The sequence below is a fragment of the Arthrobacter sp. M71 S08 genome (assembly GCF_059089725.1).
The window spans coordinates 17,937-30,941 of the sequence record NZ_JBNHEY010000003.1 but is presented as its reverse complement, the minus strand read 5'-3'; the positions used below and the strand labels follow the sequence as shown (position 1 = coordinate 30,941).

Below are 13,005 nucleotides of genomic sequence, written 5' to 3'. Positions count from 1 at the left end.
CCCGCCTCGGAACCACGGGTGGGAATGGACCTGTAGCCATGGTCGTAACTGCGGGAGTGACGATGACCAAAATGACCACTACGCACGTTGTGACCGTATGGTTCCCACGCTGATTTTCCCTTCCTACGCTGGACCAGAACGTGTGGTGAGGCGCATCACACTCATGGAAGGAAACCCAATGAAGCTCGAGAGCACAACGAAGCGCTTGTCGGCTGTCGGCGCCATCGGCGTCGCATCTGTCCTTGCCCTGTCGGCCTGCGGCACCACGTCCGGCGGCGGCGCAGAAGCAGAAGCCGGGATTGACCGGCTCAACATCATCGTCCCCGCCGACCCAGGCGGCGGATGGGACCAGACCGGCCGCGCCATGCAGAAAGACCTGCAGGAGACGGACCTCGTAGGCAACGCGTCTGTCGTCAACGTCGGCGGCGCCGGCGGCACCAACGGCCTTGCCCAGCTGGCCACCGAGAAGGATCCGAACACGCTGATGGTCATGGGCTACGTGATGGTAGGCGCTGTCGAGACCAACGCCGCCCAGACCCGCATCGAAGACACCACGCCGATCGCACGGCTGACGGAGGAGCCGCTGGTCGTCGTCGTACCCGCCGACTCGCCGTTCCAGACCATCGATGATCTGCTGTCCGCCATCGAGAAGGACGGGCAGGGCGTTTCCATCACCGGTGGATCAGCCGGAGGTGCAGACCACATCCTCGCGGGCCAGATGCTCAAGGAAGCCGGCATCAGCCCGGAAAACCTCAACTACATCCCCTACTCCGGCGGCGGCGAGTCCCTCGCAGCACTGCTCGGCAACAAGGTGTCTGCCGGAATCTCCGGTGTCGGCGAGTACGCAGAACAGGTAAAGGCCGGAAAGGTGCGCGCACTGGCAGTCTCCGGTGACGAGCCCGCAGCCCTGCTGCCGGACGTTCCCACCCTGACTGACGAAGGCGTCGACCTGGTGCTGACCAACTGGCGCGGCGTCGTCGCACCGGGCAGCATCGACGAGGCCAAGGCGGAAGAGCTGACGGAGCTCGTGACCAAGATGTCGGAGACCGAAGAGTGGCAGACCACGCTTGAGACCAATGCCTGGTCCGACGCGTTCCTTGCCGGCGAGGAGTTCGAGGCCTTCCTTGAGGAAGACATCGCCACCGTCAAAACCACTCTGACCGAGATCGGTTTGCTGTAACGACGATGAGCTCTTCAATCAACGGAGCGTCGAGTGGGCGCGGTACTGCTACCGCGCCCGCTCGGCCCCTCGGAGAACTGGTCTTCGCAGGACTCATTGTTTGCGTCGGCATTGTTGGATTCGTCGCCGGGGCAGGAATCCCGATTCCTCCCTCAGCCGGCGTTGTCGGTCCCCGCGTCTTCCCCTTCATCGTCTCCGGAATCATGGTGGCCATCGGCATCGGGCTGATCATTCAGCTGCTGCGCGGGCACACCGGAGCCGCCGAGGAAGGCGAGGACATTGACCCCAACGTGAAGACCGACTGGCTGACCGTCGGCAAACTCGTGGGGTTCCTCGCCATCCACATTGCACTCATCGTCCCCCTCGGTTGGCCGGTAGCGGCTGCCGTCCTGTTCTTCGGTGCCGCGTGGTCCCTCGGTGCGAAACCGTGGTGGCGCAACGCGATCATCGCCGTCGTACTCGCCCTGATCCTCCAGTTTGTGTTCGCAGGCCTCCTCGGAGTCTCCCTGCCGCCTGGGTTCCTCCTGGAAGGGGTGGCAATCTTCAATGGATAACTTCTTTGCACTGCTCGAAGGCTTCAGCGTTGCGATGCAGCCCATCTACCTGCTGTACGCGCTGGGAGGCGTACTGGTAGGTACTGCGGTAGGTGTCCTGCCCGGCATCGGCCCCGCCATGACAGTGGCGCTGCTCATGCCGATCACCTACAGCCTCGAACCCACGGCGGCGATCATCGTCTTCGCGGGCATCTACTACGGCGGCATGTACGGCGGGTCAACTACCTCGATCCTCCTGAATACGCCAGGCGAATCCGCCTCCATTGTGACGGCCCTAGAGGGCAACAAGATGGCCAAGGCGGGCCGGGGTGCTGCAGCGCTGGCGACGGCGGCGATCGGCTCCTTCATAGCCGGAACCGTCGCTACCGTGCTGCTGAGCTTCGTCGCACCCTACGTCGCGGAATTCGCCGTACAGATCGGCCCCACCGAGTACGTCGCGCTGATGATCGTTGCGTTCCTGACCGTCGGCGCCCTGCTTGGAGCTTCCGTGCTGCGGGGTCTCGCATCGCTGGCGCTGGGCCTGTTCATCGCGCTGATCGGCGTCGATGCGCTGACCGCCCAGCAGCGCTACACCTTCGGCAATCCGTTCCTGGCGGACGGCATCGACGTCGTGCTTGTTGCAGTGGCGCTCTTCGCGGTGGGTGAGGCACTTTACGTAGCTTCACGGCTCCGCCACGGACCCGTGAAGGTGATTCCCGTAGCAGGACGCTGGACAAGCTGGATGCGCAAGGAAGACTGGAAGCGGTCCTGGAAGCCCTGGCTCCGTGGAACCTTCATCGGCTTCCCCGTGGGAACCATCCCTGCCGGCGGCGCCGACGTCGCGACCTTCCTTTCCTACGCTTCGGAGCGGAAGCTCGCGAAGGGCGAGCACAAAAAGCAGTTCGGCAAGGGAGCAATCGAGGGAGTCGCAGGTCCGGAATCGGCCAACAATGCGGCAGCGGCCGGTGTGCTCGTTCCGCTGTTGACCCTTGGTATTCCGACGACGGCCACCGCGGCCATGATGCTCGTTGCGTTCCAGCGCTACAACATCCAGCCCGGACCCCTGCTGTTTGAAGTTGAGGGTGCACTGGTGTGGGCGCTGATCGCGAGCCTCTACGTCGGCAACCTGATGCTGCTCGTCCTCAACCTGCCGCTCGTGGGCATCTGGGTGAAGATCCTGCAGATCCCCCGGCCCTATCTCTACTCTGGCATTCTGGTCTTCGCTGCCATGGGCGCTTTCTCGGTGAACTTCACCCCCGTGGACGTCTTCGTCCTGCTGGTGGTTGGCGTGATCGGGTTCTTCATGCGCCGCTACGGCTATCCGATCGCACCAATGGTGGTCGGTCTGATCCTCGGACCGATCTTTGAGGACCAGCTGCGGCGCTCCCTGGCGATTTCGCAGGGCGATCCAATCGCCCTCGTGAGCACGCCGATCGCAGCGACCATCTACGTGGTGCTCATTGTCATCTTCGTCCTCTCCTTCTGGCTGAAGAAGAGGCAGCAGGCCATGGAGTCCGAGGTGCTCGAAGAAACCCCGATCGCAGCAGTCGACCAGAAAGAAGGCGGAAAATGAGTGCCGTTGTACTCGGCTACGTGCCGAACGCGCTGGGTGATGCCGCGGCGAAGGCCGCTGTCGAGGAGGCGAAGCAGCGCAAAGCGAAGCTGGTGGTGGTCAACACCACCCGTGCGGACCGCCTGGTGGACCCCGCCTTCGCCGACGACGACGACATGTCCCGCCTCCAGCGCACGCTGCAGGCAACCGGTGTGGACTTCACCGTCCACCACGGAACGTCCAAGGACACCGCTGCCGAGGACGTGCTCGAAGCCGCTGAACGCAACGCTGCCGAGCTCATCGTCATCGGACTGCGCCGCCGTACGCCGGTGGGCAAGCTCATTATGGGCTCGACTGCCCAGTCGATCCTGCTGGGCGCCACGTGCAACGTGCTGGCGGTAAAGGCCTGACGGCTGTCATGTGATGGCCTCGGTGGGTTCAACCCACCGAGGTCATTCTCTTTTGGTCAGACGCTGGCCCGCTCGGCGAGGATCCCGTCGATCTGGCCCATCGCCTGCTGCAGTCCTTCCTCCATGCCCATGTCGAGCATCTGCTGGAGTTGGTCGACGCTCTCGAAGCGGGATGCCACCGTCATGCGCGTGCGGCCTGCTTCAACTTCCTCCAGGGTGACGACGGCGTGGGTCTCACCCATCGCCTGCACGTGCGCACCCTCCTCGTCAGCGAAGCCGTCGTCGAATTCAAGGCGGCTGGGCGAATCGATAGCCGTGAACTTCCACCAGCCCCGGCTCTTCTCGCCGTTGGGCCCGGTCATGTAGTAGCTGGCTGAGCCGCCTTCGCGGAACTCATGCTTTTCGAAGGTCGCCGGCCAGGTGGGCGGACCCCACCAGCGCTCAAGCTGGCGCGGATCCTCCCAAATCTGCCAAACGCGTTCGACGGCGGCGTCGAACTCCGCGACGACTGTGAGGCTGAGCGCCTCGAGGTCCTTTTCCGTGCTGATTACAGCCATGATGCTGCCCTTCCTGATCCTGACTTCTAGCCCTCGGCGAGGATGTCCGCGATCCGGTCGACGCGTTGCCGCCAGATCTTCTCGTACTCGTCCAGCAGCTGCCGTGCCTTCCTGACCGTTTCCCGGTTGGCGCGCACGATCTGCTCCCTTCCGCGCTTCTCCTTGGTGATGAGCGCTGCCTGTTCCAGCACCGCTACATGTTTCTGCACCGCCGCGAAGCTCATGGCGTAGTGCGCAGCCAGGGCTGAAACGGAATGCTCCTCGCTGATGGCGCGGACAACAATGCTGCGCCGGGTACTGTCCGCGAGAGCGTGGAACAACCGGTCCACTTCAGATTCTGAAAGCTGATCTACAACCATTTGGTTGTAGGTTATCCCTCGGCGGTGGCTGCGTCAAGGGTTTCGTCGGTGCTCCTGGAGGACGGTGTAGCGGGTCTGCACCGCGCCGCCGTCGAGCGCCTTATGGTCGTCGAGCCGCAGGTGCACGTCAGATGGTAGGGCTCCAAACAGCGGCTTGCCTTCACCAATAAGCACGGGGACCCGCGTGAGAGTCAGCGTCTTGATCAGTCCCGCCGCGAGGAAGGTGCGCACTGTCCTGCCGCCGTCGACGTACACGTTGCGGGCGCCGTCGTCGTCAAGCATTGATGTGACCTCGTCCAGTGAACGCGCGATCCGGATGCGGGGATCATCTGTCTGGAGCGTAGTGCTCAACACATACACCGGCGTATCACCGTAGAACCACTCCCCCATCGCCTGGACGATGTCGTACGTACTTCTCCCCATCACCAGGTGATCCACCGAAGCCATGAACTCCATGAAGCCTGACGCTTCGGGATCCTCCGCTTCACCCGCGGAGCCCATCAACCAGTCCAGGTCGTCGTCCGCCCTGGCGATCATGCCGTCAACGCTCATTCCGATGAAGACGTGTCCCGACCACTGCCGCTCAGTCATGGAAGCATCGTAGACCCGGTGCACACGGAAGTGGATAGGGGTGCCGATTATTTGAAGGCGGCTAAGCCCCGCCGTGCGCCTGCGCGCCCTCGCGGACGATGAGGTCCACGATGGCGAGAACATCCTTCAGCTCTTCGCCGCTCTGCTGCTCGGACCCCGCACCGGCGAAGAACGCGGCGTCGTAGTACAGCCCGTCCCCGAGGAGCTTGACCGCACGGGCCACGGCCCGGCTTCCCAGCTCGGCCTCGAGTGCGCCGAGCCACTGCTCCTGAATGAGGACGAAGGTGGCCTGCGCCTTCGGGTGTCCCTGCTGCGCCAACCGCGCCATGGCAACAAGCGCCCGATCCAGCGGACTGTTCTCATACATGGAGGTGCGCACGTAGTAACGCGCCGGGCCCTCGGGATCCGCTGCCATAGCCTCCCGGTCACGGGCAACCAGTCCCTCGAGACGTTCAGCCAGCCCATCGACCAGGGCCTCCTTGGAGGGAAAGTGGTAGAGCAGGCCGCCCTTGGAGACGTCGGCGGCCGCGGCAACCGACTCCATCGTGGCGCTCCGCTCGCCGTCGCTGATGAGAATGCTTTCGAAGCTGTCGAGGATCCGCTCCCGGGCACTGGCCATGACGTTCATCATACTGAAGCTTTATGACTTTACTGTACCGGCTGGACGGTATAGCTTTGTTTGCATGACTCAGTACACGTCTGTCTCGACTGCGAACTCCCCAGCTGCCAGCACCCCGCGCGCCGGCCGCCGCGAGTGGGCCGCACTCGCGGCCCTCATGCTGCCGGTCCTGCTGGTGGCGGTGGACAATACCGTTCTGAGTTTCGCCATGCCGGAAATCTCCCTGGCCTTCAATACCAGCGGCACTACGTTGCTGTGGATCATCGACAGCTATCCGCTGGTCCTCGCCGGCCTGCTCGTCGCGATGGGCAGCTTCGGAGACCGTTTCGGACGACGCCGGCTCCTGATGATCGGAGCCACCGGCTTTGCCGTGTTCTCGGTTGTCGCCGCCTTCGCACCGACCGCGGAGCACCTCGTCGCAGCCCGTGTAGGCCTGGGCGTTTTCGGAGCCATGCTGATGCCTTCCACGCTGTCGCTGATCCGGAACATCTTCCTTGACCGCCACCAGCGCCGCCTTGCCGTCGCTGTGTGGGCTGCGGGCTTTTCGGCCGGCGCGGCACTGGGTCCACTGGTGGGCGGGGCGCTCCTGGAGCATTTCTGGTGGGGCTCGGTCTTCCTGCTGGCGGTCCCCGTACTGCTGGTCCTGCTCGCCGTCACCCCACTCCTTGTCCCGGAGTCGGCGGATCCGAATCCCGGCCGCGTGGATTACGTCAGCATCGTGCTGTCCGTGGGAACAATGCTGCCCATCGTTTTCGCCATCAAGACCTTCGCCAAAGGGGGGTCGGCGGCGGTGGTCGCGGCCGCCGTCGTCGTTGGAGTTGCTGCCGGCGCGGGCTTTGTCCGGCGCCAGCTGAGGCGCGAGAACCCCATGCTCGACGTGCGGCTCTTCACGGTCAGGCCGTTCACCGGTGCGGTGCTGGTGAACCTGCTCGCGATCTTCTCGCTGGTCGGGTTCCTCTATTTCGTGTCACAGCACCTGCAGCTGGTACTCGGTCTCAGCCCGCTCGAGGCCGGCGTTGTGCTGGTGCCGGGCCTGGTCATGACGATCATCGCCGGACTGACAGTGGTGCCGCTTGTGCGGCGAATCCCCCCACACCGCGTGGTACCGACTGCTTTGCTGCTCTCGGCGGCGGCTTACGCGTTTGTTGCCCTGACCAGCCAGGGCGGATCAATCGCGGCATTGCTCGCGGCCTTCGTTCTGCTCGGCGCGGGAGTAGGGGCATCGGAGACGGTGTCGAACGACCTCATCCTGTCCAGTGTCCCGGCCGCCAAAGCCGGTGCCGCTTCGGCGATTTCCGAGACAGCCTACGAAGTCGGTTCCGTCTTCGGAACCGCACTCCTCGGCAGCATCCTGCTGGCCTCCTATCAGGAGCACCTCGTCCTTCCCGCGGGGCTGAGCGCAGGGCAGGGCACGACGGCGACGGAAACGCTGGGCGGCGCCATCAACGTTGCGTCGGAGCTGCCTGCCGAAACCGGGTCCCTCCTGCTCGAATCAGCGTTTCATGCGTTCGACAGCGGCGTGGTGATCACTGCCGGTATCGGTGCGGTGCTCATGGTCGCCGCTTCGGCACTGGCTTTCTGGAGCCTGCGCAAGCCGGCATCCGCATAGCGTTCATTAAGCAGGACACGCCGCGAATCCCGGAGGAAACGCGGCGTGTCCTGCCAGCTCAATCAGGGCTAGGCGGAGGGGTCCAGCGCTCCGCTGCAGGATGCACCCGGCTCGCGGGTCTGCTCGCCCTGGACATACTTTGCAAGGAAGGCGGCAAGGCGCTCGTCCTCAGCTGAATCGACGCCGAGCTGCAGCCCCCAGGCACTGGCCATGACCGGCGACTCCTGACCCTCGTACGGGCTCAGGAGCACGTAGCCCCGATCGCCCACCAGGTCGGTGAGCGCGTCGATCTCCGACTGGGGAAGGTCCGGCTGGTACGTGATCCACACGGCGCCGTGCTCCAGAGAGTGGACTGTGTTTTCATTCGGAATCGGCTCAGTGTAGATACCGCAGTTTGTCCAGAGCGGACTGTGGTCACCGCCGACGGGAGGAGCCTGGTCATACTCGACGGTGCCCTGCACATGCTCGAACGAGGTCACTTCGATGGTCTCAACACCCTCGATGTCCTGTCCGGCAAGCTCATCGATCCGGTTGTTCTCCTGAACCTGCTGCACAATGACGATCGTGACCGCGACAATGATGGCGACAATCACCAGCGCGATCCCGCCGAAAATCAAACTGTTCCGCTTCCGTTCGCTGGCCCGCTGCTGTGACTGGAGTGCAGCCAACCGCGCCTGGCGGTCCAGATTCTCCTGAGCTCGCTTCTTGTTCAACGCGCTGATTCCTTCTGTATTTTCAAGGGTTCGGGTCTAAATGTACCGGGCAGAAGTCCTAGAGCTGCGCCAGGAGCTTTTCCATCTCTACGATTTCGATGACCTGCCCCTCCGCCATCTTCTGCGCCAGCTCGCGGACCCTCGGCTCCTGGGCGAGGTCCGCACCGGCCCGTGCCATATCGGCTCCTGCCTCATGATGTTCGATCATGAGCTCCAGATAGAGTCGTTCAGCGTCCTCACCGGACGCTTCCGACAGTGCCCGCATCTCTTCGGGCGTCGCCATGCCGGGCATCAGGCCGTCAGCGGCGACGGTACCGGCGTCGCCCTGGCTGCCCTCTCCGGTGTGAGCATGGCCGCTGCCGGCCATCCATGCCATGCGGTCTGCATCGCTGCTGTGGGGAAGACCCCACTCCTTCAGCCACGCGTACATCTGACCTATCTGGTGCTGCTGTGTCATGGCGATGTCATACGCGATGGTGCGCAGGACGACATCGTCGGTGCGGTCACGGACGATGCGTGACATCTCCACAGCCTGGGCGTGGTGGATCTGCATGTCGCGGGCGAATCCGGCGTCCGCACTGTCGTTGCCCGGATTCTGCGGTGCGGCAGCCACTCTCCCGGCGGTGAAGGCGAGCGCAAACAGGCCGGCTACAGCGACGAGGCCGAGAAGGAGGAGGACGCGCTTCTGCCACGCCTCAAGGTTGAGGGTCATGAAGGTTGCCTTTCGTGTCTTGCTATCTAACGTAGGGCACAGCACCGACCGTTCCCACTCGAATACCCCCTGGGGGTAGTTGACCCATACCCCCTATGGGTATAGATTGGGGTGCGACCCGGGAGGAATCATGACGCAGGAAACCACTGAGCAGCACCATGGCTACACCGCCGACAAGGAGGCCTACCTCCGCCGGCTCAAGCGCATCGAAGGACAGGTGCGCGGGATAGCGCGCATGGTGGAGGAGGACAAGTATTGCATCGACGTCCTCACCCAGGTTTCGGCCGTCAACAAGGCGTTGCATGCTGTCAGCATCGGGCTCCTCGAGGAGCACATTGCGCACTGCGTAGTCGGCGCCGCCAACGAGTCCCAGACCTCCGGAGACCCCCGGGCAGTCAACGAAAAAGTGCAGGAAGCCTCAGCAGCGATCAGTCGGCTGCTGCGGTAATCGGAACCCGCACGCCAACACAAGGAGAACAAGCATGAGCACCACCACCGTCAGCATCTCGGGCATGACCTGCGGCCACTGCGTTGACTCCGTCACCGAGGAAATCTCGGCGATCGACGGCGTCCAGAGCGTCACCGTGGACCTGAACAAGGGTGGAATTTCCACCGCAGTCGTCAACTCCGAGAGCGACATCGACCCCGAACAGATCGGCGAAGCAGTAGCTGAAGCCGGTTACGTCGTCGTCTCCAACGACGCGTAGCAACCTGCCGACAGGCGGCCGGCGCCCAGCCGGCCTGGAAGGACCACCATGACCAGCGAACCGGAAGTCGCAGAAACAGCGGGCACCACCCGGACTGTTGAACTGGATATCCAGGGCATGACCTGCGCCTCCTGCGTGGGCCGGGTAGAGCGAAAGCTCGGCAAGCTGGACGGTGTTGAGGCGAGCGTGAACCTGCCGCTGGAATCCGCGGTGGTCACAGTGCCCTCACACATCTCGGACGAGGACATCGTCAATACGGTTAACGCCACCGGATACAGCGCGCAGTTGAAGAAGCAGGAGCAGCAACCCGGGCCGTCGTCGGAGGGCGAACCTGCCGCTGCCGGGTTGGAGCCCGTTGGGCACGACGGCAGCCCTGATCACCTGACGCACGGCGGGACGGCCGCTCAACTGCGGCCGCGTCTGATCACTGCCGCCATCCTCACCGTGCCGGTGTTCCTCATCTCGATGATCCCGGCCCTGCAGTTCCCGCACTGGGGCTGGGTGGTGCTGGCGCTCAGCACGCCGGTGGTCACGTGGTCAGCCTGGTCCTTCCACAAAGCCGCGGCCATCAACGCCCGGCATTTCTCCTCCACCATGGACACCCTCGTGTCCATCGGCGTTACGGCGGCCTACCTCTTCTCCCTCTGGCAGCTCCTCGCCGACCCCATGGTCACTGCGCACGTCGGAATGGACATGGGCGGCCACGGGCTCTACTTCGAGGTCGCCACCGTCATCGTGACTTTCCTCCTGCTCGGGCGTTATTTCGAAGCCAACGCGAAGCAGCGGGCGGGTGGTGCGCTGAAGTCCCTCCTGGACCTGGGCGCCAAGGACGCCACCGTGCTGCGCGAACGAAACGGCGAACGCGTTGAAGTGAAGGTGCCGGCGTCGTCGTTGGTGCATGGTGACGAGTTCGTCGTCCGTCCGGGCGAGAAGATCCCTACCGACGGCTTCGTTGTTGACGGCCGCAGCACCGTCGACACGTCGCTCATCACCGGGGAATCACTTCCGGTCGAGGTCGGACCGGAAAGCACGGTTACAGGTGCCACGATCAACACTTCGGGGCGCCTGATTGTCCGCGCCACGCGAGTCGGCAGTGAGACCACCCTCGCTCAGATGGGTCGGCTGGTGAGCCAGGCGCAGAGCGGCAAGGCTCCAATCGCGCGGCTTGCTGACCGGGTCAGCGCCGTGTTTGTTCCGGTGGTCCTGGTCATCGCCGTACTCACCTTCATTGCCTGGATGGTTCTCGCCGGAGACGTGCAGGCAGCGTTCACCGCCGCCGTCGCCGTCCTGGTCATTGCCTGCCCGTGTGCACTCGGCCTTGCAACCCCGACGGCTCTGCTCACCGGAACAGGCCGGGGTGCCCAGCTCGGCATCCTCATCCGCGGGCCCCAGGTTCTTGAAGACACCCGCACGGTGGACACCATCGTCCTCGACAAGACCGGCACCGTGACCAGCGGCCGGTTGTCGGTGACGGACGTCGTCGTACTTGGCTCGCGCAGCCGCGATGACGTGCTGGTGCTTGCGGCGGCCGTGGAGTCAGCGAGTGAGCACCCGATCGCCCAGGCCATCGCGGCGGCAGCGCCCGGGCACCCGAAGGTCAGCGACTTCATAAGCGCCGCGGGCGGCGGCGTGCGTGGCACGGTTGACGGTTCGGTGGTGCTGGCAGGGCGTGCCGGTTGGCTTGAAGAGAACGACGTCGCCATCACCGGCGCGCACCGTTCGGCCCTCGCTGCGGAGCAGGAGGCCGGATCGACTGCCATCTGGGTCGCGGTCGATGGCGACGTTGTGGGGCTGATCAGCCTGCAGGACACCGTCAAGGAGTCTTCAGTCGCAGCGATTGCGCGGCTGAAGGAGCTGGGTCTGCGGCCAATACTGCTCACCGGTGACAATGCCCCCGTCGCGCGGAAGATCGCCGCGGAAGTGGGCATCGCGCCCGAGGACGTCATGGCTGACGTCCTCCCTGAGGGCAAGGTCGACGCCGTGAAGCGGCTCCAGTCCGAAGGAGCCACCGTGGCGATGGCCGGCGACGGCGTGAACGACGCCGCTGCGTTGGCCCAGGCCGACCTCGGTATCGCGATGGGGTCAGGCACCGACGTCGCCATTGAAGCCGCTGACCTCACTGTGATGGGCAATAGCCTCGACCAGGTGGCTCAGGCAATTGAGCTGTCACGGAAGACGCTCGGAACCATCAAGAGCAACCTGTTCTGGGCGTTCTTCTACAACACAATCGGCATTCCTGTTGCTGCCCTGGGCCTGCTGAACCCGATGATCGCCGGCGGTGCCATGGCAGCCAGTTCCGTGCTGGTTGTTGCAAACTCGCTACGGCTGCGCCGGTTCGGCAAGTGATCAAATGGAAGGCATCGGCTCCCCAAGAACGTATTGGGGGAGCCGGTGCCTTCCGTTCTCAGCTGTGCGGAGCGGAGGGCACGGGTTCGACGACGTTCGGCCGGTCGAGCGGATCTGTGGGGTCTGCCGGTTGGCGCAGCTCGTCGACGCGGACGAGGATCACTCCCCCCACAATAAGCGCCCCGCCGAGCAACTGAATCGGGGAGGGAAGCTCTCCCAGGATCAGCCAGGACGCGAGCACTGCGAACATGACCTCCGTAAGCCCGACGAAGGATGCGACCTTCGAGCCGAGGCCACGAGCGGCAAAGATGCCCGTGACATAGGCGAGAACCGTGGCGATCAGGACCAGCGCCAGAACCGGAACGAGCCAGTGGGTCTGCCAGCCGGCGAGGGTAACGTCGCGGAACTCGAACGCGAAGGGCATCACGCCCACGAGCCCGAGAACCAGGATCGTCAGAGCGCCGACCACCATGCCGCCGCCGGCCATGATGAGGGGCGGGAGGTCGTCGTCGGCCCTGGCTGACATCACGAAGAACACGGCGAGGCAGACGGCGGCCGCGAGTCCGTAGAGCACGCCGAGGGGGTCCAGCCGCTGGTCCCCGGTGAGGTCGAGAACGAGGAGCAGTCCGAGCATGGCCGCTATGGACCCGCCGATTGTCAGCCTGCTCGGCCCCCGACGGGAACGGACCCACAGCCAGCCGACGATAAGCACGGGCGCAAGGTACTCAAGGAGCAGCGAGACCCCGACGGACATGCGCTGCACGGCACTGAAGTAGAAGAACTGGCACAGCGCTATAGCGGTCACCCCATAGATGATGAGCGTGAGCGAGTTGCGACGGAGGGTACCCCAGCGGCCGCGCAGGCCTACGGCCACGGGGATGAGCAACACGAGGGCAGCACCGCCGATGCGGATTCCGACGGCGGCTCCCGGGCTCCAGCCGATTTCCAGCAGCGACTTCGCGAAGGGACCGGAGACGCCGAAGGAGGCAGCCGACAGAAGCGCGAACCACAGTCCGGTAGCGGTACCGCTTCTCATGGGACTCCTCATTACGTCATAACCAAAGTGTGCTTACAGTGATGACGTTATGCTCCGACTGCGTTATGAGTCAATACAAGT

At 64.2% G+C, this 13,005-nt stretch carries 15 protein-coding genes; 8 read left to right on the top strand and 7 right to left on the bottom strand.

Translation table 11 applies throughout. The features are described from left to right. Positions 1-178: 178 nt before the first annotated feature. The 4 genes from AC5RTB_RS07530 to AC5RTB_RS07515 are packed head-to-tail and all read left to right on the top strand — an operon-like array spanning position 179 to position 3,675. Complete coding sequence (locus AC5RTB_RS07530; protein ID WP_494060450.1) at positions 179-1,180, top strand: Bug family tripartite tricarboxylate transporter substrate binding protein; 1,002 nt, start codon at positions 179-181, stop codon at positions 1,178-1,180. 5 nt (positions 1,181-1,185) lie between these two features. Beyond that, positions 1,186-1,734: a tripartite tricarboxylate transporter TctB family protein gene (locus AC5RTB_RS07525; protein WP_494060449.1), complete on the top strand. Its 549-nt coding sequence runs from the start codon at positions 1,186-1,188 to the stop codon at positions 1,732-1,734. Continuing rightward, on the top strand, positions 1,727-3,286 hold the full coding sequence (locus AC5RTB_RS07520) for a tripartite tricarboxylate transporter permease (RefSeq protein ID WP_494060448.1): 1,560 nt from the start codon (positions 1,727-1,729) through the stop codon (positions 3,284-3,286). The genes AC5RTB_RS07525 and AC5RTB_RS07520 overlap by 8 nt, the downstream gene beginning before the upstream one ends. Further along, on the top strand, positions 3,283-3,675 hold the full coding sequence (locus AC5RTB_RS07515) for a universal stress protein (protein ID WP_494060447.1): 393 nt from the start codon (positions 3,283-3,285) through the stop codon (positions 3,673-3,675). The genes AC5RTB_RS07520 and AC5RTB_RS07515 overlap by 4 nt, the downstream gene beginning before the upstream one ends. Positions 3,676-3,731: 56 nt before the next feature. On the opposite strand, the gene AC5RTB_RS07510 is transcribed toward AC5RTB_RS07515, so the two are convergent. The 4 genes from AC5RTB_RS07510 to AC5RTB_RS07495 all read right to left on the bottom strand — a co-directional run bounded on the left by AC5RTB_RS07510 (position 3,732) and on the right by AC5RTB_RS07495 (position 5,801). Beyond that, complete coding sequence (locus AC5RTB_RS07510; protein ID WP_494060446.1) at positions 3,732-4,232, bottom strand: SRPBCC family protein; 501 nt, start codon at positions 4,230-4,232, stop codon at positions 3,732-3,734. A 26-nt stretch (positions 4,233-4,258) separates the two neighbouring features. Continuing rightward, complete coding sequence (locus tag AC5RTB_RS07505) at positions 4,259-4,591, bottom strand: ArsR/SmtB family transcription factor (protein WP_494060445.1); 333 nt, start codon at positions 4,589-4,591, stop codon at positions 4,259-4,261. A gap of 33 nt (positions 4,592-4,624) precedes the next feature. Next, positions 4,625-5,182 carry a dihydrofolate reductase family protein gene (locus AC5RTB_RS07500; RefSeq protein WP_494060444.1) on the bottom strand — a complete coding sequence of 186 codons (558 nt, stop codon included), beginning with the start codon at positions 5,180-5,182 and terminating at the stop codon, positions 4,625-4,627. A gap of 61 nt (positions 5,183-5,243) precedes the next feature. Continuing rightward, positions 5,244-5,801 carry a TetR/AcrR family transcriptional regulator gene (locus AC5RTB_RS07495; protein ID WP_494060443.1) on the bottom strand — a complete coding sequence of 186 codons (558 nt, stop codon included), beginning with the start codon at positions 5,799-5,801 and terminating at the stop codon, positions 5,244-5,246. A 64-nt stretch (positions 5,802-5,865) separates the two neighbouring features. Here AC5RTB_RS07495 and AC5RTB_RS07490 point away from each other — a divergent pair, with 64 nt between their 5' ends. Then, entirely contained in the window at positions 5,866-7,410 is a 1,545-nt protein-coding gene (locus tag AC5RTB_RS07490) for an MFS transporter (RefSeq protein ID WP_494060442.1), read from the top strand. Positions 7,411-7,478: 68 nt separating this feature from the next. Here the strand turns inward: AC5RTB_RS07490 and AC5RTB_RS07485 are convergent, their stop codons facing one another. Together AC5RTB_RS07485 and AC5RTB_RS07480 are read right to left on the bottom strand one after the other, a co-directional pair. Then, on the bottom strand, positions 7,479-8,123 hold the full coding sequence (locus tag AC5RTB_RS07485; protein WP_494060441.1) for a thioredoxin-like domain-containing protein: 645 nt from the start codon (positions 8,121-8,123) through the stop codon (positions 7,479-7,481). A 58-nt stretch (positions 8,124-8,181) separates the two neighbouring features. After that, positions 8,182-8,835 (bottom strand): DUF305 domain-containing protein, encoded by a 654-nt coding sequence (locus tag AC5RTB_RS07480; protein ID WP_494060440.1) that lies wholly within the window; start codon positions 8,833-8,835, stop codon positions 8,182-8,184. Between the two features lie 130 nt (positions 8,836-8,965). Between AC5RTB_RS07480 and AC5RTB_RS07475 the strand changes: the two genes are divergently transcribed. Genes AC5RTB_RS07475 through AC5RTB_RS07465 form a run of 3 tightly spaced genes read left to right on the top strand, consistent with a single transcriptional unit; the run spans position 8,966 to position 11,888 of the window. Continuing rightward, complete coding sequence (locus tag AC5RTB_RS07475) at positions 8,966-9,283, top strand: metal-sensitive transcriptional regulator (RefSeq protein ID WP_494060439.1); 318 nt, start codon at positions 8,966-8,968, stop codon at positions 9,281-9,283. Positions 9,284-9,317: 34 nt separating this feature from the next. Further along, a complete protein-coding gene (locus AC5RTB_RS07470) occupies positions 9,318-9,542 on the top strand; it encodes a heavy-metal-associated domain-containing protein (protein ID WP_490892951.1) in 225 nt (74 codons plus the stop codon). A gap of 48 nt (positions 9,543-9,590) precedes the next feature. Next, entirely contained in the window at positions 9,591-11,888 is a 2,298-nt protein-coding gene (locus tag AC5RTB_RS07465) for a heavy metal translocating P-type ATPase (protein ID WP_494060438.1), read from the top strand. Between the two features lie 58 nt (positions 11,889-11,946). On the opposite strand, the gene AC5RTB_RS07460 is transcribed toward AC5RTB_RS07465, so the two are convergent. Beyond that, complete coding sequence (locus AC5RTB_RS07460) at positions 11,947-12,924, bottom strand: EamA family transporter (RefSeq protein WP_494060437.1); 978 nt, start codon at positions 12,922-12,924, stop codon at positions 11,947-11,949. Positions 12,925-13,005 lie beyond the last annotated feature (81 nt).

Excerpts from the sequence above, each read along its gene's own strand:
- AC5RTB_RS07530 (WP_494060450.1), top strand. The coding sequence starts at position 179 with ATGAAGCTCGAGAGCACAACGAAGCGCTTGTCGGCTGTCGGCGCCATC.
- AC5RTB_RS07525 (WP_494060449.1), top strand. The coding sequence starts at position 1,186 with ATGAGCTCTTCAATCAACGGAGCGTCGAGTGGGCGCGGTACTGCTACC.
- AC5RTB_RS07520 (WP_494060448.1), top strand. The coding sequence starts at position 1,727 with ATGGATAACTTCTTTGCACTGCTCGAAGGCTTCAGCGTTGCGATGCAG.
- AC5RTB_RS07515 (WP_494060447.1), top strand. The coding sequence starts at position 3,283 with ATGAGTGCCGTTGTACTCGGCTACGTGCCGAACGCGCTGGGTGATGCC.
- AC5RTB_RS07510 (WP_494060446.1), bottom strand. The coding sequence starts at position 4,232 with ATGGCTGTAATCAGCACGGAAAAGGACCTCGAGGCGCTCAGCCTCACA.
- AC5RTB_RS07505 (WP_494060445.1), bottom strand. The coding sequence starts at position 4,591 with ATGGTTGTAGATCAGCTTTCAGAATCTGAAGTGGACCGGTTGTTCCAC.
- AC5RTB_RS07500 (WP_494060444.1), bottom strand. The coding sequence starts at position 5,182 with ATGACTGAGCGGCAGTGGTCGGGACACGTCTTCATCGGAATGAGCGTT.
- AC5RTB_RS07495 (WP_494060443.1), bottom strand. The coding sequence starts at position 5,801 with ATGGCCAGTGCCCGGGAGCGGATCCTCGACAGCTTCGAAAGCATTCTC.
- AC5RTB_RS07490 (WP_494060442.1), top strand. The coding sequence starts at position 5,866 with ATGACTCAGTACACGTCTGTCTCGACTGCGAACTCCCCAGCTGCCAGC.
- AC5RTB_RS07480 (WP_494060440.1), bottom strand. The coding sequence starts at position 8,835 with ATGACCCTCAACCTTGAGGCGTGGCAGAAGCGCGTCCTCCTCCTTCTC.
- AC5RTB_RS07475 (WP_494060439.1), top strand. The coding sequence starts at position 8,966 with ATGACGCAGGAAACCACTGAGCAGCACCATGGCTACACCGCCGACAAG.
- AC5RTB_RS07470 (WP_490892951.1), top strand. The coding sequence starts at position 9,318 with ATGAGCACCACCACCGTCAGCATCTCGGGCATGACCTGCGGCCACTGC.
- AC5RTB_RS07465 (WP_494060438.1), top strand. The coding sequence starts at position 9,591 with ATGACCAGCGAACCGGAAGTCGCAGAAACAGCGGGCACCACCCGGACT.
- AC5RTB_RS07460 (WP_494060437.1), bottom strand. The coding sequence starts at position 12,924 with ATGAGAAGCGGTACCGCTACCGGACTGTGGTTCGCGCTTCTGTCGGCT.